25 protein-coding genes and 1 tRNA gene are annotated in these 20,712 nt (G+C 44.2%); 11 read left to right on the top strand and 15 right to left on the bottom strand.

Annotation, left to right across the window (positions count from 1 at the left end; all coding sequences use genetic code 11):
* The first annotated feature begins 51 nt into the window (after positions 1–51).
* The 5 genes from QY318_04435 to QY318_04415 are packed head-to-tail and all read left to right on the top strand — an operon-like array spanning position 52 to position 4,525.
* Entirely contained in the window at positions 52–780 is a 729-nt protein-coding gene (locus tag QY318_04435) for a glucose-6-phosphate isomerase family protein (protein ID WKZ31058.1), read from the top strand.
* Positions 734–2,668 carry a transglutaminase domain-containing protein gene (locus QY318_04430; protein ID WKZ31057.1) on the top strand — a complete coding sequence of 645 codons (1,935 nt, stop codon included), beginning with the start codon at positions 734–736 and terminating at the stop codon, positions 2,666–2,668. Before QY318_04435 ends, QY318_04430 begins: the two co-directional genes overlap by 47 nt.
* On the top strand, positions 2,665–3,081 hold the full coding sequence (locus QY318_04425; GenBank protein WKZ31056.1) for a hypothetical protein: 417 nt from the start codon (positions 2,665–2,667) through the stop codon (positions 3,079–3,081). The genes QY318_04430 and QY318_04425 overlap by 4 nt, the downstream gene beginning before the upstream one ends.
* 5 nt (positions 3,082–3,086) lie before the next feature.
* Complete coding sequence (locus tag QY318_04420) at positions 3,087–3,695, top strand: hypothetical protein (protein WKZ31055.1); 609 nt, start codon at positions 3,087–3,089, stop codon at positions 3,693–3,695.
* Positions 3,674–4,525 carry a hypothetical protein gene (locus QY318_04415; GenBank protein WKZ31054.1) on the top strand — a complete coding sequence of 284 codons (852 nt, stop codon included), beginning with the start codon at positions 3,674–3,676 and terminating at the stop codon, positions 4,523–4,525. Before QY318_04420 ends, QY318_04415 begins: the two co-directional genes overlap by 22 nt.
* Before the next feature lie 30 nt (positions 4,526–4,555).
* Here the strand turns inward: QY318_04415 and QY318_04410 are convergent, their stop codons facing one another.
* From QY318_04410 to QY318_04360, 11 genes are all read right to left on the bottom strand, one after another.
* On the bottom strand, positions 4,556–4,852 hold the full coding sequence (locus QY318_04410) for a helix-turn-helix transcriptional regulator (GenBank protein ID WKZ31053.1): 297 nt from the start codon (positions 4,850–4,852) through the stop codon (positions 4,556–4,558).
* Between the two features lie 93 nt (positions 4,853–4,945).
* Positions 4,946–6,283: a hypothetical protein gene (locus QY318_04405; GenBank protein WKZ31052.1), complete on the bottom strand. Its 1,338-nt coding sequence runs from the start codon at positions 6,281–6,283 to the stop codon at positions 4,946–4,948.
* A gap of 68 nt (positions 6,284–6,351) precedes the next feature.
* Positions 6,352–6,675 (bottom strand): FKBP-type peptidyl-prolyl cis-trans isomerase, encoded by a 324-nt coding sequence (locus tag QY318_04400; protein WKZ31579.1) that lies wholly within the window; start codon positions 6,673–6,675, stop codon positions 6,352–6,354.
* A 285-nt stretch (positions 6,676–6,960) separates the two neighbouring features.
* Positions 6,961–8,430, bottom strand: coding sequence for a hypothetical protein (locus QY318_04395; GenBank protein WKZ31051.1), 1,470 nt, complete (start codon positions 8,428–8,430; stop codon positions 6,961–6,963).
* Positions 8,427–9,158 carry a DUF362 domain-containing protein gene (locus tag QY318_04390; protein ID WKZ31050.1) on the bottom strand — a complete coding sequence of 244 codons (732 nt, stop codon included), beginning with the start codon at positions 9,156–9,158 and terminating at the stop codon, positions 8,427–8,429. Before QY318_04390 ends, QY318_04395 begins: the two co-directional genes overlap by 4 nt.
* A complete protein-coding gene (locus QY318_04385; protein WKZ31049.1) occupies positions 9,159–9,881 on the bottom strand; it encodes an AAA family ATPase in 723 nt (240 codons plus the stop codon).
* A 67-nt stretch (positions 9,882–9,948) separates the two neighbouring features.
* Positions 9,949–10,611 (bottom strand): SDR family NAD(P)-dependent oxidoreductase, encoded by a 663-nt coding sequence (locus QY318_04380; protein ID WKZ31048.1) that lies wholly within the window; start codon positions 10,609–10,611, stop codon positions 9,949–9,951.
* A 16-nt stretch (positions 10,612–10,627) separates the two neighbouring features.
* The gene (locus tag QY318_04375; protein ID WKZ31047.1) at positions 10,628–11,557 is read right to left on the bottom strand and encodes a putative DNA base hypermodification protein; all 930 of its coding nucleotides are present in this window, start codon (positions 11,555–11,557) and stop codon (positions 10,628–10,630) included.
* Positions 11,558–11,596: 39 nt separating this feature from the next.
* Complete coding sequence (locus tag QY318_04370) at positions 11,597–12,073, bottom strand: hypothetical protein (GenBank protein WKZ31046.1); 477 nt, start codon at positions 12,071–12,073, stop codon at positions 11,597–11,599.
* Positions 12,074–12,090: 17 nt separating this feature from the next.
* The gene (locus QY318_04365; protein WKZ31045.1) at positions 12,091–12,681 is read right to left on the bottom strand and encodes a hypothetical protein; all 591 of its coding nucleotides are present in this window, start codon (positions 12,679–12,681) and stop codon (positions 12,091–12,093) included.
* A 36-nt stretch (positions 12,682–12,717) separates the two neighbouring features.
* Positions 12,718–13,341, bottom strand: coding sequence for a hypothetical protein (locus tag QY318_04360; GenBank protein ID WKZ31044.1), 624 nt, complete (start codon positions 13,339–13,341; stop codon positions 12,718–12,720).
* A 107-nt stretch (positions 13,342–13,448) separates the two neighbouring features.
* On the opposite strand from QY318_04360, the gene QY318_04355 reads away from it, so the two are divergent.
* Positions 13,449–14,252, top strand: coding sequence for an SDR family oxidoreductase (locus tag QY318_04355; GenBank protein WKZ31043.1), 804 nt, complete (start codon positions 13,449–13,451; stop codon positions 14,250–14,252).
* 85 nt (positions 14,253–14,337) lie between these two features.
* Here QY318_04355 and QY318_04350 read toward each other — a convergent pair.
* Both QY318_04350 and rplS read right to left on the bottom strand, forming a co-directional pair.
* Positions 14,338–14,411: transfer RNA gene (locus QY318_04350), tRNA-Gly, on the bottom strand.
* A gap of 71 nt (positions 14,412–14,482) precedes the next feature.
* The gene (gene rplS / locus QY318_04345; protein ID WKZ31042.1) at positions 14,483–15,031 is read right to left on the bottom strand and encodes a 50S ribosomal protein L19; all 549 of its coding nucleotides are present in this window, start codon (positions 15,029–15,031) and stop codon (positions 14,483–14,485) included.
* A 161-nt stretch (positions 15,032–15,192) separates the two neighbouring features.
* Between rplS and QY318_04340 the strand changes: the two genes are divergently transcribed.
* Positions 15,193–15,786, top strand: coding sequence for a hypothetical protein (locus QY318_04340; GenBank protein WKZ31041.1), 594 nt, complete (start codon positions 15,193–15,195; stop codon positions 15,784–15,786).
* Positions 15,779–16,750 carry a 2,3-bisphosphoglycerate-independent phosphoglycerate mutase gene (gene gpmI / locus QY318_04335; GenBank protein WKZ31040.1) on the top strand — a complete coding sequence of 324 codons (972 nt, stop codon included), beginning with the start codon at positions 15,779–15,781 and terminating at the stop codon, positions 16,748–16,750. Before QY318_04340 ends, gpmI begins: the two co-directional genes overlap by 8 nt.
* Before the next feature lies 1 nt (position 16,751).
* On the opposite strand, the gene QY318_04330 is transcribed toward gpmI, so the two are convergent.
* Entirely contained in the window at positions 16,752–17,720 is a 969-nt protein-coding gene (locus tag QY318_04330; protein ID WKZ31039.1) for a DUF368 domain-containing protein, read from the bottom strand.
* A 101-nt stretch (positions 17,721–17,821) separates the two neighbouring features.
* Between QY318_04330 and QY318_04325 the strand changes: the two genes are divergently transcribed.
* Entirely contained in the window at positions 17,822–18,442 is a 621-nt protein-coding gene (locus QY318_04325) for a glucosaminidase domain-containing protein (GenBank protein WKZ31038.1), read from the top strand.
* Positions 18,443–18,453: 11 nt separating this feature from the next.
* Here the strand turns inward: QY318_04325 and QY318_04320 are convergent, their stop codons facing one another.
* Positions 18,454–18,972: a DUF192 domain-containing protein gene (locus QY318_04320; GenBank protein ID WKZ31037.1), complete on the bottom strand. Its 519-nt coding sequence runs from the start codon at positions 18,970–18,972 to the stop codon at positions 18,454–18,456.
* A gap of 56 nt (positions 18,973–19,028) precedes the next feature.
* On the opposite strand from QY318_04320, the gene mnmA reads away from it, so the two are divergent.
* Positions 19,029–20,090 carry a tRNA 2-thiouridine(34) synthase MnmA gene (gene mnmA / locus QY318_04315; GenBank protein WKZ31036.1) on the top strand — a complete coding sequence of 354 codons (1,062 nt, stop codon included), beginning with the start codon at positions 19,029–19,031 and terminating at the stop codon, positions 20,088–20,090.
* Positions 20,091–20,181: 91 nt separating this feature from the next.
* Positions 20,182–20,679, top strand: a complete 498-nt coding sequence (locus QY318_04310) for a sigma-70 family RNA polymerase sigma factor (protein ID WKZ31035.1) — start codon at positions 20,182–20,184, stop codon at positions 20,677–20,679.
* The last annotated feature ends 33 nt before the right edge of the window (positions 20,680–20,712 follow it).

The raw sequence follows: 20,712 nt of genomic DNA, 5'->3' as shown, positions 1-20,712 counted from the left end.
TTCGTGAAACGCAGCGCAGTTTCACAAAAATGTCGTGTGGTATAATGACCCATGGCGAAAGTAGACCTGAGAAAATCTGCCGGGTTCTCGTTGTATCTAGACGATTACCAACTTACAACACAAGATATGCAGTTTGAGGAGGTTGGCAAAGTAGAAATTGACCAGATTCGCCCACAACTCTTAAACGAGGAGCTTACATCCCCAGAGGTCTTTTATTACAAGTACATGGGGCTTGATCACGACAATATCTTCAAAACTAAGGGTCTCAAGGTAAATATCTATGTGATCCCAGCCAATTTTGCAGGCATCGAGTTTGTAAAAACAAGAGCCACACGTCTCCCCACACATCCCAAAATCATGGAAGTCATTTACGGGACTGGAAGTGTCATTATGCAGAAGTTCCATCAAGATGATTCAGATATTATCTATTCAAAAATTAAGAGAGAGCAGAAGTTTATCGTCCCTCCAGGCTACGATGTTACCCTAGTCAATACTCGTAATACTGCAATGATTGTCGTAGAGGCTTATAGTTCAGTCACAAAACATGTATCACAGCTAGACTCCATGCAGGGTATGGCATATTATGTTATTAGAAAAAATGCAAAGCAGGAAGTCGTTCAGAATCCACGCTATAGAGACATAACGAAGGTTAGGAAGATTAGATGGGATGAGGTTGTGGTGAAGAATAACATTACCCTTAAGACACCGATCGTAAAACAGATACTCCGCAAATATGACAAGTTCGACTGGCTATTTAAAGAAAATTCTATCAAAGTGTAGCTCAGCGATTTTACTTGCACTCGCCCTATTCACATCTCTCCTCCCCACTCACTTATATGCTTCCTCTGAAGATAGTGCTGCAGGCTTTACACAAACTACTTCAATCATCTATACGATCAACAGCGAGGGAACACTTTCTACAGAGATTCAGCTACATGTCATACCAGAGGAAGGGGCAGCAAATGTTGTTAAATTTTTCACCATTACCCTCCCATTTAAGCAGATCGATAATGTCGGTGTGAAAAAGGGTGACCGTGCGTATACAGTAAGTCACAACGATGTATCAGAAGGAACACGGCTTGTCGTCGACCTAAACAACCTCACTATTGATCGAACCAGAGGAGCACAGTTTAGGATAACGTTTAGCAAAGGAAAGTTTATGCAGGAGGGCGAGAGCAGTGAATTACCTCTCCACATAAGCTCTACGACTTCCGAGCACGTGAAGATTACACTTAACTCACCTTTTGATGACCTACTCATTCCTGTGCTTAAGGGGATGACAATCATTGAGCAGAACAACCAGAAGATAATTAACTTCGCCTCACCAGAGAACGACTCGCTACTGATTTCCGGTTCCGACCAGTTTGTTTATGAATTTAGCATCAATAAGCAATTCGTAAATACAGATGAGATCCAGAAAACATTTGAAGTAAATATACCTAAGATAGGCAATGGGCAGAAGCTGCTGATCGATGAGGTAACTGAGCCACCTTCAAAGGTACTTATGGATCCAGAGGGCAATCTCTCACTCCGCTATACAGTTCCGGCAGAGAGCGAGCTAAAGGTAAAGATTGAGGGCTTGATCAAATTTGAAGAGGGAACGGGTGGTACACTTCAGTTTGAGCAGTTTGAAAACAGCACGAAAAAAGCGGATTACTGGGACCTCTCTGACGAGACAGAGCTAAAGCGCATCGATTTGTACATACAAAACGGTGGCATTGTTCAATCATTTGAGCGAGATGCTAGAAAATTGTCAACAGAAGAGCAAGCAAAGCTTGCGAACATCTTGTATCGATATGTACTCGACCGTCTCGGATCTCAAAATGAATTAGATACAGCCACCAACTACCGCCAAGGGAAGCGCGTGCTAGAGAATCCAGCGATTGCTTCAGCTGCCGACTACAATGATTTCCTGATTGCAGTTCTAAGAGCCTATTCAATCCCAAGCAGGCTGACACAGGGCTATATCTCAGACAGCTCGGGAGTATACGAGTCTGGATTTATCCATAGCTGGGTTGAGGTGTGGGATAATCTGAAGGGCTGGATCGTACTGGATCCTGTGATTGAGGTGATCACTGGTATTCAAATGTATGACCCGCTGTTTAAAGATCACGTTGCTTTCGTTACGAGGAGCTACAACCCATTTAAGCCACAGCTTGGTTTCTTCTTGAATGAAGATATTGAGGTGAGTCTTACAGATAGAAATTTTACTGAAATTCTCTCGGCGAGCAGCAGCCAGATTATCGATGGGGCTTCTATACTAAACCCTGCATCTAGTGCAAAGTTTACGATTCATAATGATGGAAATAGCATCATCAGTAGTGTGAGTTTTGACTTCGAGGATAATTTCAAAGAGAATAGCTTTGAAGAGGATAAAAGTATTCTTATATTCCCTGGACAAGAAATTGAGATAACCGGTAGCTTGGTTATTGAAGAAGAAAATTTGGCTGCAAAGAATCGCTCTGCGGCACTTAGAGGTGACCTCAATATTGTTTCTCTGTACGGCACTGAGCGTACATATATTCTTGAGGACAGTGTAAATATTAGGCACTACTGGTGGTGGGATACATTTGTTAAACTGATCTCGCTATTCATATTCCTAATGCTGGCCCTGTTAGCTGTAAATGTTGCCAAAGCAATTAAGAAAGTAATCTACAAAGAGAAATGAGCACAAATTTAACAATCGTTATAATAGTAGCAATCATCATGGTTGGTTTGATCCTTTATGCTGCTACTTCGACTAATAGGGATAATTCAAAGAAAGATGCACTTCTTGGCAAAGCAGAACAGCTGCGAAAGCTTGCAGATCAGCCTATTACAGACAGTGAGATGAGAGATATAATTGTCCAGTTTGACTCTTTACTCTCTAAATCTTTACAGCTAAAGTTGTATAACAGTGATTCATGTGGAGATAACCTGAAAAAGGCAAAATCACTCTTTAATAAGAGCTCATATGATGCGATCTGGAAAGCACACAAGCTCCGAAATGACATCGTGCACGATGGAGCTACACCAAATGATCGAGAATTTGACCAGGCTGTGAAGAGTTTTGTAGCTGTAATATATAAGTTGCTTGGATAGCGAAGATGAACCGAGGCAGATTAATCACATTATTTCTACTTGCCCTGCTTATTGTAGGAGTAGCCTCACCTGCTTATGCGACTGGACCTATGCCACCCGAGGAGACTGTAGATGAATCAGCCCAAACGGGAAGCGCAGAGCCAACTGAGCCGTATGAGATCGACCTAAGCTTCGGAACTCAGTCACCTTGGACAAAGAAGCTGCCATTGATCGTTAAAATTAAGCCAAACGTAGACTCTACCAGGACAGAGGTAGCACTAGATGCGCCTCTCGGACTTGGGTATAAGAAGAACTTCAACGACTATTTTGCGGTTAAAGAAGGGCAGGTTTACGAAAAAACAATAACTCTATACCCCGAAAATCCAGGCACTTACACTGTCACCGTCAATGTAGTCGATTGGGGCTACAGCACGAATCGAAGCAGCTCACAAAATTTCAAGATTACTTTCGGCGAAGATCTTGTAACTGAGCCAAAGACTGCTAATTATGACAATATGAATATACTCCGATACATTATCAATCTCTCGCTGCTAGTTCTGCTAGGAGTAGCTGCATTCTTTGGAGGTAAGAGATTATTAAAATTCCTAAAACAATGGTTACAGCCGCCCCAATAAAAAAGAAGAGGAGCAGGATCGCAGTATTTCTTTATGCGATAGCTTTGTTTACTCTGCTTTTTGCACTCTCCTACCTCCTGTATCAATATATTGGTGAATATAACAATTTAATTAACAATCGCGACGCATATGCATCGAGCTCAATGTCGCGCGAGAAATTGATCTCGGAGTTTGAGCAGAATGCCGTGGATTTTACCAAGGCACAGGAGGAGATAAACAACGAGGCCGATCTCTCGACACGAATGTCACTCCTGACTCAATCGATTGAAGCAGTCAGCTCGCAGATAGACCTTATTGAGGAGGTAAAGGAGATTGACGACGAGTTGCTCAAGCTTAACCTAACCGCAGAAGAGCGGGCCGAGATTGAGGAGATCCAGAGGGTCGATATTATGTATGCGGATCTGTACGGCTACTATTTAGAAACACTCCAAACTGAGCTGAACGTCACAGATTACAATATCGCACTAGCTACAAGCAATAACTGTCTTAATGGAATCGATTTCTCACAATCAAACGAGGAGATTAGCACAAAAATAACTGAATGCATGCAAGATCTACATATCACCACTGGCAAATCAATGGCGCTTGGATCCCAATTTCCCAATACAATCGAGTACATTAAGCAAACTTCGCAATACTGGGATACAACCCGCCAGCTTTATGATGCCCTAGCTCAAGAGCAAAGAGAGCAGGCTACAACTCTGCGCACCACTCAAGATGCCCAAGGCGAAAAGGTTAAGGAGTATTCTGCTAAATCTGTCACAGAAATTGAAAAGGTGTTGAGCAACCGAATAAGTACGATCTCGGCACTTGAAGCTGAGCTTCAGTAGTTTTCTGACGGGTAATAATCGTTCTTCTTATTAAAGGCTCTTCTTGATTTCCTTTATCTCTACAAGCATAGCTTCGAGGCTTCTTTGGATTGTATCGAGACGTTCCTCGAGTACGCTCTCCTCGCCATCTTCCGCTAAGAAAAATTTCAGCGGCTTATTTAGCTCTTGCGAGATTCTGTGTAAGGTCTCAAGTGGGGGCAATGTGCGACCGCTTTCATAAGCGCTCACAGCTTTGTCAGAAAGGCCTAGAGCGAGACCAAGTTTCTTTTGGGATATCCCAGCCTCTTCTCTGAAGTCCTTAATTTTTTGACCTACATTATTCATCATCGACGGATTATAACAGAAATAGACTCAACTCTAAATTAATAAGTTATCCCATAGCATATAGTGACAACAGGTCAAGAGATGGTTACTGGATCCCTATTGATCCGGGGAGACAATCGAAGCAAGCTTGCCGAATACACGCTTCAAAGCACCAGATGATGGCTCATTGCTGGCCCAACCGCTATTATCATCTTCACTCTCGACCCCAGGCTGGTTTGCACCCAAAGGGAGCTGCTCGTCCACCTCTTCCTGTGGAAATGAGGCTCCTGCATTCCCACTATCAACGGATTCAATTGATCCTGGTGCTGAAAAGTGCTGGCCAGCTGCTACTGGGGCTGCTGTAGGGACTGCCCCTTGTGTAGCATATGGTGTTGATTGCTCAAGGGATGTCTGAGTAGTTGGGACTGTTTGAGAAATAGGAGCAGTATCTGCTGCATAATCTGGAGTTGGCTGCGGAATTTGTTGAGGCTCGAACTGCGCCTGTGGCTGTTGAATTTGCTGTGGCTCTATCTGAGGCGCTGGCTGTGCGATTGGCTGAGGCTCTATCTGTGGTGCGGGCTGTGTGATTGGCGCGGCTACCTGTGGCTGAGACGGCTGCTGTACAGGCGCAGGTTGAGAAGGTGTGGACATCAGATTGTAAGATTGATTCGGGTTGCCCATTGAGTTTGAAGTGGGTGATTTGAATCCGTACTGGACATCATTCTCGCTTCTAAGCCGCTGAATGAATCGGTTCTTCTCTTCAAGTAGCTCAGTCAGATGTCTAAACTCTTCGAGCTGGTCTTTAACCTGCCCTTCAAGCATCCGGACTCGTGCCTCTGCCTGCTCTGCCCTCTCCTCAGACTTCTTGTAATTTCTCCCATCCTCGATTAGCTGCTTATGCTCTTTCCCGTCGATCAGCTGCTTTTTAATTTCTTCCTCTCCGAGAGTGCTGTATTTATAATAGTTGATATCTCTTGTGTCAGGTTTTCTTACCAAAACCTGCTGATACACCCTCTCAATCATTTCGACGCGTTCCTGTGGAGTAAGTCGCTTCTGCTGTCCTGGTTGCTGACCGCCTGCTGGTGCACCCCACGGATCTCCCCAGCCTCCAGCTGAGCCACCTCCCCACGGTGATCCCCAACCACCTCCAAACGAGCCACCGCCACCCATTGGTGCAGGCTGGCTGTTATTTACTGGCTGCTGAGTGCTAGCCATGGGCTGTGGTGCCGAAAATGGGTCAGCACCCCAATCAAAGTCATCTTGGAAATCTCCCCCAGTGCTATCTGCTGCTGGCTGGCTCGCTACAGAGTTGCTTTGCGGCTGTGAGCTTGTAAGGGAGTTTGCAATTGGTTGAGCAGCTTGTGACTGCTGCATTGAGGGTTGGACTGTTGCCGGTGCAGGCTGCTTGATGTCAGGCTGTGGTGCGCTGTTTGAAGTGGTCTGTCCGACGTTCATTGTGCCACCCGGTTGCGGATCGTCTCTGACCGGCCCCACTTGTGGTACTTTGAAATCCGGCATTTTGTTTAGCTTCGTGCGATATTTACTAACTCAACCTCAAAAACTAATGCTGCACCTCCTGGAATTGTTGGAGGGTTGCCATATTCACCGTAGCCCAGCTCTGATGGGATTGTAAGCTTTCGCTTCTCACCGACTTTCATGCCCTCAATCCCCTGGTCCCAACCATCGATCACTTCTCCAGCACCAAGTGTGAATTGAAATGTCTGACCACGATCATATGAGCTATCAAATTTTGTCCCATCCAGCAATCTACCTTCGTAGTTAACCTCGATGAAGTCTCCTGCTTTTGCACCGTCACCGCTGCCTTCTTGTAATGTCTCGATTACCATTTCTTCAACATCCTCTCCTAAAGTTAGTTCATCATCAGTTCCTTGAACAGTGGCTGGATCTACAGATTTGCTGCCCTCTGCGCTATTACTGCCGAGCAGAAGTATTATTCCAAATGTAAACACCAAGGTCAGCATTAAAAATAGACCGAGATATGGAACTTTTAGTTGTGTATTTTGCATCACTTTAACCCCATTAATTAAAATTACAACTTCCTTATTCTATACGCCCTATTTTACCATTTAGTTACACAATTTGTAAGCTCTACCACAACATTTCTTACAGCTCTATACTACCGAAACCAGGGTTACAATCAGTAGCAAAATTCCCGACGCAAGCGGTGCATAATCTGCGAATGAGCTGTAACGATTAAGCAACTTTCCCTTAAATCTATCCACTAGGAACGCAAATAGTGCCAATACTATGAAGACGCCTATACCAAACGCCACCGTTGCAGGCAGAAGCAGCCATATGTAGCCAGAACTTACTATGAGGATAAATATCGTCCAGCCGGTCAAACATGGCGCCAATCCAGCTACAAACGCAACCATAAACTGCTCTTTAAATGTTGTAGGCTTCTTACTTCTTGACTTCGCATGTGGCTTTGCCGATTCCAATGCTAATTCCACCTCATTATCTGTCTTGAATAGATCGCTAATCTCATCGGTATCGCTCACGACTTCATTTACCCTGCCCTCCGACTTTTTCTTCTTCACCAGCACAATCAGCTCTTTCACAGTAATGTAAAGCGACAGTACTAGCAGTGCTACGATGGAGAATTGCTGAACATATGGGAGTGCAGCGTATAGGTTGATGTACTGATTGAAGATTATCAATCCAACGGCAAGGATAATGATGTCTGACATATGTGTCAGTGTGAAGATGAAGACATAGATCATGCTTCCTCTTAGATTTACTTCATTATTCATCATCATCGTTGCAAGAATCACCTTGTTGTGTCCACCCTCAAAGCTGTGCAAAGCACCTAGAACTACAACGATCAGAAGTATTCCGATCCTTGACCATGGGTTGTCAGAATCAAGCAGGCTCGCAAAGCCAGCCATCGTCCGATCACCAGCGCTCTTTAGCTTATTTGCGATGAAGTTGTTGCCATAAAGTGTGAATCCACCAGGTGCTGCCGAATCGGTTGCTGTCTCTTCCTGTTCCTCCTCAGCTTCCTCGACCTGTTCTGTCTCGCGCTCGACCTTAATGTCTAATTCGTCTTTTTCAGAATCAAGCGTTTCACTGTAAAGGAGCTCACCGGCATGGTCGTATACACTCATAACATTGGTCTGATTTGGAAATTCATCTAGCAGGATGCGGTTTTTAATATGCACATTCTCGAGATCATCCTCACAAACAAACCTCACATGGAATTCTAAGCCATTCAGGTAGAAGAGTTGAAAATCTTCCACCGGGATCATCTCTGAAGATAGTGTGCACTGTTTCTCGTTATTCGATAATTGGAGCTTTTCGGCGAAATAATCGTTGAAAAATTGCTCTTTCTCGCCAAGGACTTCAACTGCACCGTCAGGATTTTCTGTAAAACCGAGTAAGCCTGCTGCCGTAACCCAGTTCATGCTCACGTAGCCGTATGCCTCATTTAGCGGCAATCTTTTGCCCAGGTTATCATCTGCGACATTGATGATGGCAAAAGAGACATCTACAGGGTGCGCCTCAGCTTTGTTAGATGGCAAAAGTAACGGTAGCGCCGCTATTACCAATGTGAGAATTGTAATTAGTAAGATTTTCTTCATCTTTTTTTGATATTCAGCAGGCTGCGAAGCTCGCTATCAATGGCGTTAAAATCCTCTCCTGCCAGCAAACTGCCCAGCTTTTCAACATGAGTATACGGCGAATGCTCGTCTGTGTAACCTACCTCTACCCCATCAACAATTGTGAGGATAGGCAAGCTTTTTTGCAGCTCCTGCGCGTCTGAATCAAGGTTCTTCAGATCAAACAGCGCAGCTGCAAGATAATCCTTCTTTGAGAAATTGCTAAAGTCATTATCTTTTCGATATAGAATTGTAGCCAGATTTAAGAGTGAGCTGTGCAGGCTTCTCTCTGAGTGGTGCTTATTTACCACAACATTGCTGATATTGATTCGCAACTGAGCATCATACCAACTTTTTGGGATATAAAGCGGTGCTATCAAGCTCTCATCAACTACTATTTTGACTTCTTTGTTGGCTCTTACCAACTTCACAGAGTGCTTTTTCAAGTATGAAATCACTTCTGGCTTATCAGCAAGAAGCTGGCTCCAGCTTGCGTCATTAAATTCGCTTTCTATCAGCAGTAGTTCAGCCTCACTTACAGATCGTATCGTTTCAATAATAAGTTCGTGCAGCTCCACAGACGTAGTGAAAGGATAATCAGCTGAGCCAAGAAGGTTCGACTTTATTGCAATCGAGCTAGCAGCCGAGGATTTAGCAGTTAGCTTGTTAGCAATCTGCGACCAGTTGTCATGATTTTTGTATTTGTCCACCTATTCGATATCGATAAAGCGTGCGATGTCGTTAATTAGCCTTGAATCCACTGATTTATCACTATTTCGCTTCATTATAGTATATGGATAGCGTGAAAGACCAACTTTCTCAATGGCTTCTGACGAGCTATCATCGTCTGCACTACCTAGAATATCGTTTACAATAATTAACCGCTTTTCTGTAGAGCCTATAACATCGGCGACGTCATTAATTCGCTCTATCACCGATAGATAATCCGGAGAGAGCCAGCTCACAAGCATCAGGTAGTCGTCTTCTTTGCCATACACACTCCTCGTAAGATGCTCTATCCCAGCTTCACGATCTACAATCGCAAAATCGTACAGGTCATGCTCGCGCGCAAGGTCTAAGAATAGGTTTAAAGCCGAATTATAGCCACAGAGACAGGAATTCATCTTATGATGACCCATATAAGCGAAATCAAACTGGAGTCCATCTTGATCAACCTTTTTCACATAATCCTTCTGGATTTGGGCTAACACCCGCTCCGTGTCTTCACCATCTTCGGTTTCAAATTCGCCAAGTGGCTTTAGATCATCCCACTTTGACTTGATGCCCAGTGCGAATGGGAGCGTCATCGCTGCATCGGCATCGACCACGAGCACACGGTGTTTGTTATCTTTCTTCGCAAGCAGCTTGGTCAGCTCTGCAGCAACTGTTGTTTTGCCTGCGCCACCTTTGCCTGATAGAACTATCTTTTTCATATTTGTAATAATTTCAATATTACCCGTAAATAGGATACAGCATAAAGATTAAATTCAGCTAAAATCCTCACCAATCTCTCTTCTTCGTACCGAGGTAGAAATATCCACTCTCACTTTTAGATTTTACCAGCTCGAAAATCTCTGCAGCAGGCTCTTTCGGATCTCTTGGAGCATTATCTCCACCCATATCGGTCTTAACCCAACCAGGATCGAAGCTGTATACCCGGATATTCCTGTCTTCAAGCCTCGAAGCAAGTAGCCTTGTGTATTTGTTTATAGCTGCCTTCGAGATGCTGTATGCCGGCCACTCACTACCCATATCCTCAGTAATCGAGCCAAAGCCCGATGAAATATTCACGATGATAGAATCGTCTTTCATCACTTCACGAAGAAGCAACTCTTCGGTCAGCTGGATAGTACCCATTAAATTCACATTAAGTGTGCGTCTGAGCAGAGCGATATTCACAATTTCAGCATCTTTATCGATGGCAACTGCCGCATTATTTATCAGCACATCGACTTTAGCACCCTCTTTTCCAGCCCACTCTGCGAATGTGACTACCTGATAATGGGCTTCAAGTTCAAGCCTCTTCGTAATTAAGTTCTCATTAGAATAATCGAATGAGCCTGAGGTTGAAGTAGAAATCACCATATAGCCCTCGTTAAGAAACTTCTCAACTAGGGCCTTTCCTATCCCTCTGCTTCCTCCAGTAATTAGTGCCGTTTTCATGAAAAGTTCATTAAAATTAGCCCTGTTGCGGCTGTATGTATAGCCTACTTCTACCCCTTCCGGCTTTATAGTTGCAATATTTTCTATATTCGCATGCAATCCCTTCCCAGTTCTCAGCCGAAAGAGCTACTCCTACCCCATTATAAGTTAAATATGGGAAATCCTCTAACTCGATCGTGGCTAGGTAATTAAGCAGAGCGTCTGGATCAGCAGAGTGTGAGAGCAATTTCAGAGTTGGAATTGCACCAGGTCCAATATGAAAATCTTTATGCAGATTAATTTTCTCAGGGAATTGATATGCAACATCAATCAGCACTTCGGTCATATGAAACTTGAGATTAACTCCAAGCAGTGGGAGTATTCGTTCTAAAGCCGTGTTTACACTGGTTTCATTAAATTGCTCGATTTCTGCCCATAACTTTCTGGCTAACTTGGGTAGATAGAGACAGAAAAACTCTTCTCTTGTTGGAAACCCTGTTTTGGCGATTGCATTAATCGGAAAGACGTATGCTGTCCCATATTTTGGTCGTGGATGCTCTATAAGCCGCTGATAAACTTTAAGATTTTCATTTTCATTAAAATTTAACAGCCCAGTATTTTTAACTGTTATTGGGTTGCACGCAAGCCTGCAATACATCAAGTTGAGAAGCCACACACTTGGGGTGCTGAGCAAGGACTCGAGAAGTAAATGAGTTTCAATAGTTTGGCGATCAAGCTCGCGGTAGATATTACAGAAACGCTGCTTGTGTAGTATCGGGTCTTTCGTAAAAGGTGCTGACTTACCGCTCTCTTTTCGCTCCCACACAAGCATTCTCTCAATTGCAAATTGGCGAATCGACTCGAGCACTTCTAAATCAATAAGTACCTTTTCGTCATATTTGACCTGCGCCAAAGTGTGCTTACTCCAATGCTTATAGAGACCTTTCAGCCTGTCGGGGATTTCCATTCCAAGATTATAGACTCAGCGAAGCAGAAGCGGCAATCGTTACTTCGCGCTCATAAACTGCCCCTTCATCCTGAAAGCAGCACCGATCGTAAGGCAGAATACGACAAACCAGATGAACTCGCCGACTGCAGGGATCAATGCAATTAATTCAAGGAGTAGAATTCCAGCAGCCATCTGCCAGAATATCTGTGCTTTAGGCACAACCCTCCTGCCCAACGAGTATCCAACCACAGGGAAACAGATCTGCGTGAAAACAATGAAGAATCCGAGCATAATCAGTACAACTGGCCATCCTACAAAGGTAAACAGGAACATGATCGCCGCGACAATAGCTACAGGGATGGCGATCAAGCCAACAATTAGGCTACTTACAGCCTCGCTTAATCCCCCGAGCTTATCCGACATCACCTTCAGCTTTACCGGTGCAAATTTCCAAAGCAGTGCCGCAATAAATAGATAGCCCACTGTTGAGGTCAATACTATTATCGTTCTTGCAATTAATAGGTCTGTATTCATGAAAATATCATTAAAAATTAATTATCTCCTGATTTTGGACGCTTATAGAGTATGTAGAATCTTCCTTTCAGATCTTCCGAATCGACTCCAACATTTTTACCGATCACAATCACCCTGCCCGTGACATTGCCATCAAAGGTTGATTCAGAGGTAATTGCGAATAGATTGCCAGCTATATTCCCTTTTAGGTTTAAGCTAGTGGTAAAAATCCTTGCGGTACCATCAATATCTCCATCAAGATCGACCTCCCTGGCAAACAGCCACAAATTGTCGCTCACTTTACCCTTAATCGTCACCTCTTTTGCAAAGATAAGCATACCTCCATTGATATTGCCTTCAAAATCAACGCTATTTGAGAAGACTATGAGGTTTCCGTTAACGTCTGTATTAATTTCGAGATCACGACCTATGAGGAAGTAGTTGTTTACTCTCTGGAGTCGTTCTTTGAGGTCGCTGACAGCTTCTTTGCCTTGCTCGATTCCCTGGTCAACGAGGTTATCGATCTGCTCACGAGAGTGTGCTGGTCGAGCCAGAGTGATGATGGCGAGAAAGAGAAGTGCTGTGAGCGTTATTTTGTATGCGAGACGTTTACCCCGTTCTGTTTGCATACAATTATTATACTACCAACACTATGGGGTTTCAACTCATTCGCCGTAAAGTTGATCAAATGTTGCTGGATCAAGTCCCTTGATGTATCCAATAACCCAATTGGTCTCTTCTGAAGCACCTCTTGTTACAATCTCCATCCCGAAAAGATCAGCTTCTTCACCATTTTCATCTGTCGTCGGATCTTGAAAATATCTTCCAGTAAAACTAGTTTGGCCCTGTCTCATCCTATCTGCCACTACGTATTGACCGCTAGCATAAAAACCATCTGCTGTTTCTACAAAGAGGAGAGCACTTTCAGGTACAACACCTACCATTGATGTTTGTTGCAGTTCAGGGCTATGCCCAATATTTGCTCGTAGCCGTTGTACATATGCAAGAAATTGTGGATTACGATGAATATCTACTGTTGCAAACATTACTGAATCCATCGGCATTACCTGCTCAATTGCTTCAGCCATAGCGGGATCAACAAGTCCTAGTGCTGGTACTCCAGTCGGCATCGTCTCTGTGCCAGCAGATGCGTTACCTGACTGACCATTTCTCCAGAGTAAGAACAGTAATAGAATTGTACCTATAGCGAAAGGAACACCAACCTTCACTTTGTCTGGTACTTTAGAAGTATCCGGGGCTTTGATCTCTATACCAAATACTTTTGCCATGTCCGGATTATATACCTACCGGCGCATTTCGCCAACACTTTAATTCAAGATTGAATTCTGATCCCAATTCTGTGAATATAGAATAATAAGATTAAGTATTTAGTAAATTGGATCCACTCACACCTCTCTCAGAGCTTATAAACCTCAAAGGTAAGCTTGCGATCGTCACTGGGGCTACCTCAGGAATTGGGAAAGGGATCGCCAACAGGCTTGCCGAGGCCGGGGCTGATCTCATACTTATCAGCCGAACAGAAGCAGACCTTAAGACGACAGCAGAAGAGTTTGCTCACTACGGGGTAAATATCCAGACTTTTGCCCTAGACGTGGGTGTAAAAGAGAAGATTGATGATTTTTGGCAGAAGATTGCTGAGCAGACACCAAATATTTTGGTCAATAATGCGGGTATCTATCCATTTGGACATTTCTTGGAGACAGATCAGGGGCTGTATCAAAAAGTGATGGATGTGAACCTGAATTCCAGTTACTGGATGTGCTTTAATTTCATTAAAAAGCTGACCGAAGCAGACCTGCCAGGAAATATTGTGAATATTGGCTCGATCGAGGCTGTGATGCCGCTTCAAGATGGTTTGATTCATTATTCGATCTCGAAGGCTGGAGTTATTGCACTTACACGTGGGCTGGCAAGGGATTTCGGAGAGAAGCATATTCGTGTCAATGCGATATTGCCTGGTGGAATTAAGACTGGTGGGACAAGTGAGATAGCGAAAGATCTTTTCAAATTGAAGCTTGGGTTGCTGCAGGATGCTTATAATTTCCAGCAGCGGTTGCCGCTAGGGAGGATTGGTGAGCCCGATGATGTTGCGAAGGTGGCGCTTATGTTGGTGAGTGATATTTCGAGCTATATGACCGGGGCGATTGTGCCGGTAGATGGAGGGTTTTTGTCGTCGTAGTGTATTTGAGCGGGAGTCAACAGTATACTCGCTGCGCTCGTACAGTTGTATCTAAGCTTGTAGCTACTCTCTCCGTTCGTAGACAAGCGGGAGACGGGGGTCGAACCCGCAACCTTCTCCTTGGAAGGGAGGTATTCTAGCCAATTGAACTACTCCCGCGCACCAGACGCTACTTACTATTCTAAATCAAATGGGCTAATTGCAAAACTACTCTATTATTCTACTCCTTACTATTCCTTATCGGCTTTGGCTTCTTCTTTTACTTCTGCTGACTTTTCTTCTGTTTTTTCCTCAACGGCTTCGCTCTTCTCTTCAGCCTTCTCCTCAGTAGCTTCTGCCTCGACTGGAGCCTCAGCCACCTCTGCACCTTCTGCTGCGGTTGCGCTATCTTCGCTCTCAGCCTCTTTCACCTCTTCATCGGTCATATATACATCCTTATGACCTGCGACACGCATAGCCATACGGCCAACTCGCTCGCGGATGAAGTAAAGCTTCGAGCTTCGTGCTTTACCTCGCTTTGTGATCTCGATCTTCTCAAGATTTGGTGAGTGCAATGGGATGATTCGCTCAACGCCTACTCCGTAAGAGATCTTGCGGACTGTCAATGTCTTGCTTAGGCCAGTACCGCTGATTGCGATTACGTTACCCTCGAACACCTGGATTCTCTGCTTACCACCCTCTTTAATCCACATGTGAAGTCTTACGCGATCACCAACCTGGACATCTGGTCTGTTCTTGTACTGGTCAGCTTCAATTTTCTTTAGTATCTCGGGGTTCATTCTCTTACTTAATTAGATTATTACTCTGTTTTAAATTCGCACGGGTGATTATACTGGGAGTCGAAATATTTCTCAAGCAGCCGTGAAATCCTGAAGGATTATAGAATAAAAATGGATTTTATGCCAGAATATCCATTGAAATATATATTGCACTGTCCCAAATGCACCCCGACGGCCAACTCCAAAAGAAGAAGGTGATGTTAATAATCATGGATGGGCTTGGCGCAGCACCAGACGGCAAAGGGAACGCTGTCTCTCTCGCACACCCGAAAAATCTTATCTCGCTTTGGGATGGATATCCGCACACATATCTAGATGCCTCTGGCGAGGCTGTGGGCTTGCCCGAGGACACATATGGCAACAGTGAAGTTGGACACTTAAATATTGGTGCCGGCAAGATAATCTTGCAAAATCTCCCAAAGATCAATAAAAGCATATCAACTGGAGCCTTTTTTACCAACCAGACACTTACCGAAGCGCTCAACCATGCGCAAAGCTACGGCTCTAAGATCCATATAATGGGGTGTGCAAGCACCGGATCTGTCCACGCCCATATTGACCACTTCATAGCAACCCAGCAGTTTTTCCTCAACAAGGGCTATAAGGGCAAGCTATATTTCCATGCTTTTACCGACGGTCGAGACACAGGCCCACAATCAGCAGCGCAATACCTAAATACCCTCCAGACCCAGATCACGAATACAGGGCTTGGGCATATCGCGTCACTTAGTAGGAAGATCTCTTGCAATGGATAGAAATGAGAAGTGGGAGCGAACCGAGCAGGCTTACTCGATGCTTACCAAGGGAGCAGGAACAAAGGTAGCAGATTGGCAGAGCGGGTTAAATGCCTCGTATACTGCCGGCAAGACCGATGAGTTTATCGAGCCCACGATTATCCCTGACGGGAGCGATATCCCGATGATTGTTGAAAACGATGTGGTGCTCTTTCTAAATTTCCGATCTGACCGAGCGACACAGCTATCTGAGGCTTTCATCCAGTCAGATTTTATGCATTTCCAGACAGTGGCATTCCAGAATCTCTACTACGCTGGCATGGTGGCATACAAGAAAGATTTCCCTAATAAGGTTATTATGCCCAAAGAGTATGTGAATCTGTCACTTGGACGCATGCTCTCTGAAAGCAACCTACGCCAACTTAGGATTGCCGAATCTGAGAAATTCCCACACGTGACATATTTCTTTAATGGAGGCCTAGATGTGAAATACCCAGGCGAAGATCGTATTGAGATCCAGTCACCCAACGTGCCAACTTACGATTTGAAGCCAGAAATGAGTGCTTTGCAAGTGACCGAGGCCTTGGAGGCAAGGATTAAGACTGGAACATATGACTTTATCCTGCTTAATCTGGCCAATCCAGACATGGTCGGGCACACAGGTAATATGGAGGCCTGTATCAAGGCTATTCAAGCGACTGATTACTGTGTAAACCGCTTGGTAGATAGATTTACAGCAATGGGCGGCACAGTAATATTAACCGCAGATCACGGAAATGTAGAAGAGGTAATCAAATTTGGTACCGAGGATGTAGTAGATACTGAGCACTCGTTAAACCCTGTTCCATTTATTGTTGTAGACAAGAATTTACCAAAGGTAAATATGCGATTCGGCAAGCTATCCGATATTGCGCCGACTGTACTGCATCTGATGGGTATCAGCAAGCCAGACGAGATGCGTGGCCAAAGCCTGCTTAATAAATAGCCTACGCCTTCTTGTAGCTCCGCCAGTTCAGGTAGAATGTTGTGCCGAAAACCAGAGCAAACAGCAGTACCATGGTTAATATCTGCCTGTCAGTGAAATTCTCTACACCAACCTGCTCAATAATCGGTTTCCCACTCTCTGAGTAGCCAGTCACATCCACAAATGGCCATAAAGTAGGAGCCGAAGATAGTACGAGCGCCATGACGAAAGCCATAAACAGACTTCTCGCACTGATCAAAAGCTTCCTCATAAGTATCGATATCGTGAAGAAACCTGCCGCAGCACCTACTCCAAAAAACATTAGCCCTATAAGCTGCTCTGGAGTCACAGTGAGGGTAATTAACGAATGTACTGTATCAATAATGTAGTAGTAGACCCCCATAACAAGAAGTATTACTCCACCACTCACACCAGGCAAGATCATTCCAGAAATACCGAAGAATCCTGCCACCAGGAGCAGCAGATATGATGGATCTGTTATCATCGACGACTCATCTTGGAACACAATCCAAGAGAAAACTATAAATGTAACGGCAAAAAGCAGAAGCTCTCTCCACCCTTTTCTTTTCATTTCCATATATGGCACTACCGAGGCCGCAAGTAGTAGCGCCAAAAGTATTGCAAATAGGTAGTACGGGTAGTTATCAAGCATCCACAGCACTGCCGAGGTCATCGTTACAAGAGCGAACAGCACTCCAAAACCTAGTGGAACTACAAATTTAGAGTCCATTTTCAATATCTGGTCGCGAACATCCTTAAATGTAGCCTTGCGCATCAAGAAGGCAAGAACCGTTTTCGCTATCTGGGTAGTTCTAAAGAGTGCCTCAACAATTCCTTCGTATATACCACCCATCAAAGCGATGGCAGACCCGCTCACTCCTGGGACGATCTCGGCACAGCCCATAAGGAAACCAAAGAGGGTGTACTTAATACTCTTCCTAATCTCAATTTTCAAGAGATATTCCTTCATAATAGTAGCTTTCTTGACGGATGAAATCGCCGTCAAAACATGATATAATATATTATAGGTCACGCAGACTTATGCAATTAGTAACTTTTGCATCGTAAGAAATGCAAGTCCCATTGAATTACAAGAGAAAAGCCCTCGTACTCGTTGTCATGATACTTCTTTCAGGCAACTTTGTGAACGTATTCAGCCAGCTTCAAATTGACGACAATATCATAACCGAGCATTCTGCATTTGCCGCTTCAGAGTACCGTAAGGAATTCGTAGTACCAGTTCAGTACGATTTTACGCAAGATGCCGCAAAGCAGGCAATAGTCGACCAGCGGGTAGAAGATCTGAAGTATAGCCAGGAGAATATTCGAAAGCTCGAAAGCTACCTAAGCAAGCGTGGCTCACCTATGGCCTCTCAGGCAAAGACCTTTGAAAAGATGGCTGTGAAGTATGGCCTCCCTTACAACCTGATGCCTGCCATCGCGGTAATAGAATCAGGTGCAGGTCGACATAACTATCGACCTTACAATTATGCAGGTATGGGTGGTCAGGGCGGTGCACTGAGCTTCACAAGCTATGAGCAGGCAATCGAGAAGCATGCCCAGATACTTAGATTTGGTTATTTCGACAAAGGTGCCGACACTCCACATGAAATTGGTCGCTACTACTGTTACCAATGTCCTACCTGGGGATATAAAGTGCAGGGCGTCATGAACGAGATTGATAGGCAGTAGCTTCCCGCTTCCTAAAAACTGTAATTAATCTCAAATGTTGAACCCTCTGTCACCTGGTTTTCATTAGCCCAGCCGCCATTTACCTCTACCACATACTGATAGCTCGACGAAGGGTGATATGCCCTACACTGCTCAATACGACAAGGAGCAGCATAATGGACAATGTCGACCACTTGAAACTTACTATCAATATAGATCATATCCAGGTAGATTAGTGTATTCTTCATCCAGAATCCGCCCATTCTTGGCGACTCAAATGCAAATAGCATCCCTTGATCATAGTGTAGGTCTAGGCGATTCATCAGTCCGATTCTCTGTTTCTGCTCCGTGTCTGCTATCTCTAGGAGTAGCTCAACCTCTTCACCATCAGCATTTGTGAATCTCCCCCAGCTATCATCTAAGCCAGAGTTTACAATCCTTGGGTCGGTGACTGAGTTATCAGTGCTGTAAATCATAGTCAAAATCAGCACGGCAAACAGTATGACTGTGCAGAAAATAACCGTGGGACCAAGTAGATTTCTCGCTAACATACGATATAATACTCTCTATCTTATTAATCAGTACCATTTTAGCCTATCATATTGAGATGAGCAAAATATTTGTCGGTATGTCTGGAGGTGTAGATAGCGCTGTTTCTGCGGCGATACTGTTACGTGACGGCCATGATGTTACCGGAGTATTCATGAAAAATTGGTCAGGCGACGATCTTGGGATCGATGATCAATGCCCATGGCAGGAAGACATGGATTATGCACAGAAAGCTTGCGAGAAGCTTAATATCCCTTTCATCTCTTACAATTTCGAGAAAGAGTATCGCGAGTCGGTTATTTCGAATTTCTATGAAGAGTATGAGCGTGGCAACACACCAAACCCAGATATTTTGTGCAATAGCTTCATTAAATTTGATGTTTTCATGAAACGAGCAATAGAGGATGGTGCAGATCTAATTGCCACCGGCCATTATGCACGCACTGAAGACGGGTCGCTATTTAAAGCTACGGACAGGAGCAAAGATCAGACATATTTTCTATCTGGACTTACAGAAGAGCAGCTATCCAAAGCATACTTCCCACTACACTCAATGAAGAAGTCAGAGGTGCGCAAGCTAGCAGCTGAATTAGGGTTACCAAATGCCACACGCAAGGACAGCCAGGGAATCTGCTTTGTCGGCAAGGTCGATATTCAAGATTTCCTAAGCCTGCGACTGAAGGAGATATATGGCGAAATCGTAGATGTTGATACAGATGAAGTAGTCGGAGAGCACAATGGAGTTTGGTTTTACACCAATGGACAGAGAAAGGGTTTGCAAATTGGTGGGCTTGAGCAGCCATATTTTGTGGCGTGTAAGGATGTGGAAAATAACAGGTTGTATGTCGCAAACGGCAAAAAGCATCCGCAGCTTTGGAGCAATACAATCAGTACCGAGCCATTTCAGTTTATCAATCAAGACGAAAAGCTGGAAGGCGAACTAACAGCACAGATACGATATCGAAGCGAGCCAACAGCAGTGAAATTCCAGGATGGTAAATTTGTATTTAAGAAGCCGCTTTGGGCGCCATCAAAGGGTCAGAGCCTTGTGGTCTACAGAGGCGAGAAATGTCTAGGACGAGGCATTATTACTGAGTGGGAACCAGCAGTTACACTGTAGTCCGACACTCGTATATGGCTTTATAGCATTACATTTATTGACAAAATGTACACCATACTCGACTATGAATATGATGACTTTATAAAGCCGTATGACCAATGATGAGCTGAGGAGTTTCTACCGCGAGCAGATGCCACGGATATACAAATTCTTCTACTACAAAACATTGTCGCGAACCCGCAGCGAGGACATGACCAGCGATACATTCGTCAGATTTCTCGAAAAAACAAAAGCGGCAGATATCCAAGACAAAGATAAGTATATATGGGGCGTCGCCTACAATGTTTTCCAAGATTTCCTCCGCCAGAAATATGAATCGGTGCTTGTGCAGTTTGATGAAGAGATCTTCGATGAGTATGCGAATCAGTATATTGAAGAGCGCGAATCAGCCACTACATTAGAAGAAAGAATTCTGCCATTTATTGCTAAATTGCCGCAAAAACAGAAAGAGATCGCTACGCTTAGACTAATTGAGAAAAATTCTTTATCCGACATCTGCCTTATCCTCAATAAAGACATGAACTATGTAAAAACAACTCAAAAACGCGCAATACGGAAGCTAAAAGAGCTAGTAGCATGTACACCGTAGCCGACTTAATATTATAACTAAGAAATTTGTTCA

Source organism: Candidatus Dojkabacteria bacterium, from assembly GCA_030583845.1.
In the GTDB taxonomy this organism is placed as follows: Bacteria; Patescibacteriota; Dojkabacteria; order SC72; family JAHDCA01.
The sequence above is the reverse complement of the archived record's forward strand: the minus strand, read 5'-3'. Positions and strand labels throughout refer to the sequence as shown.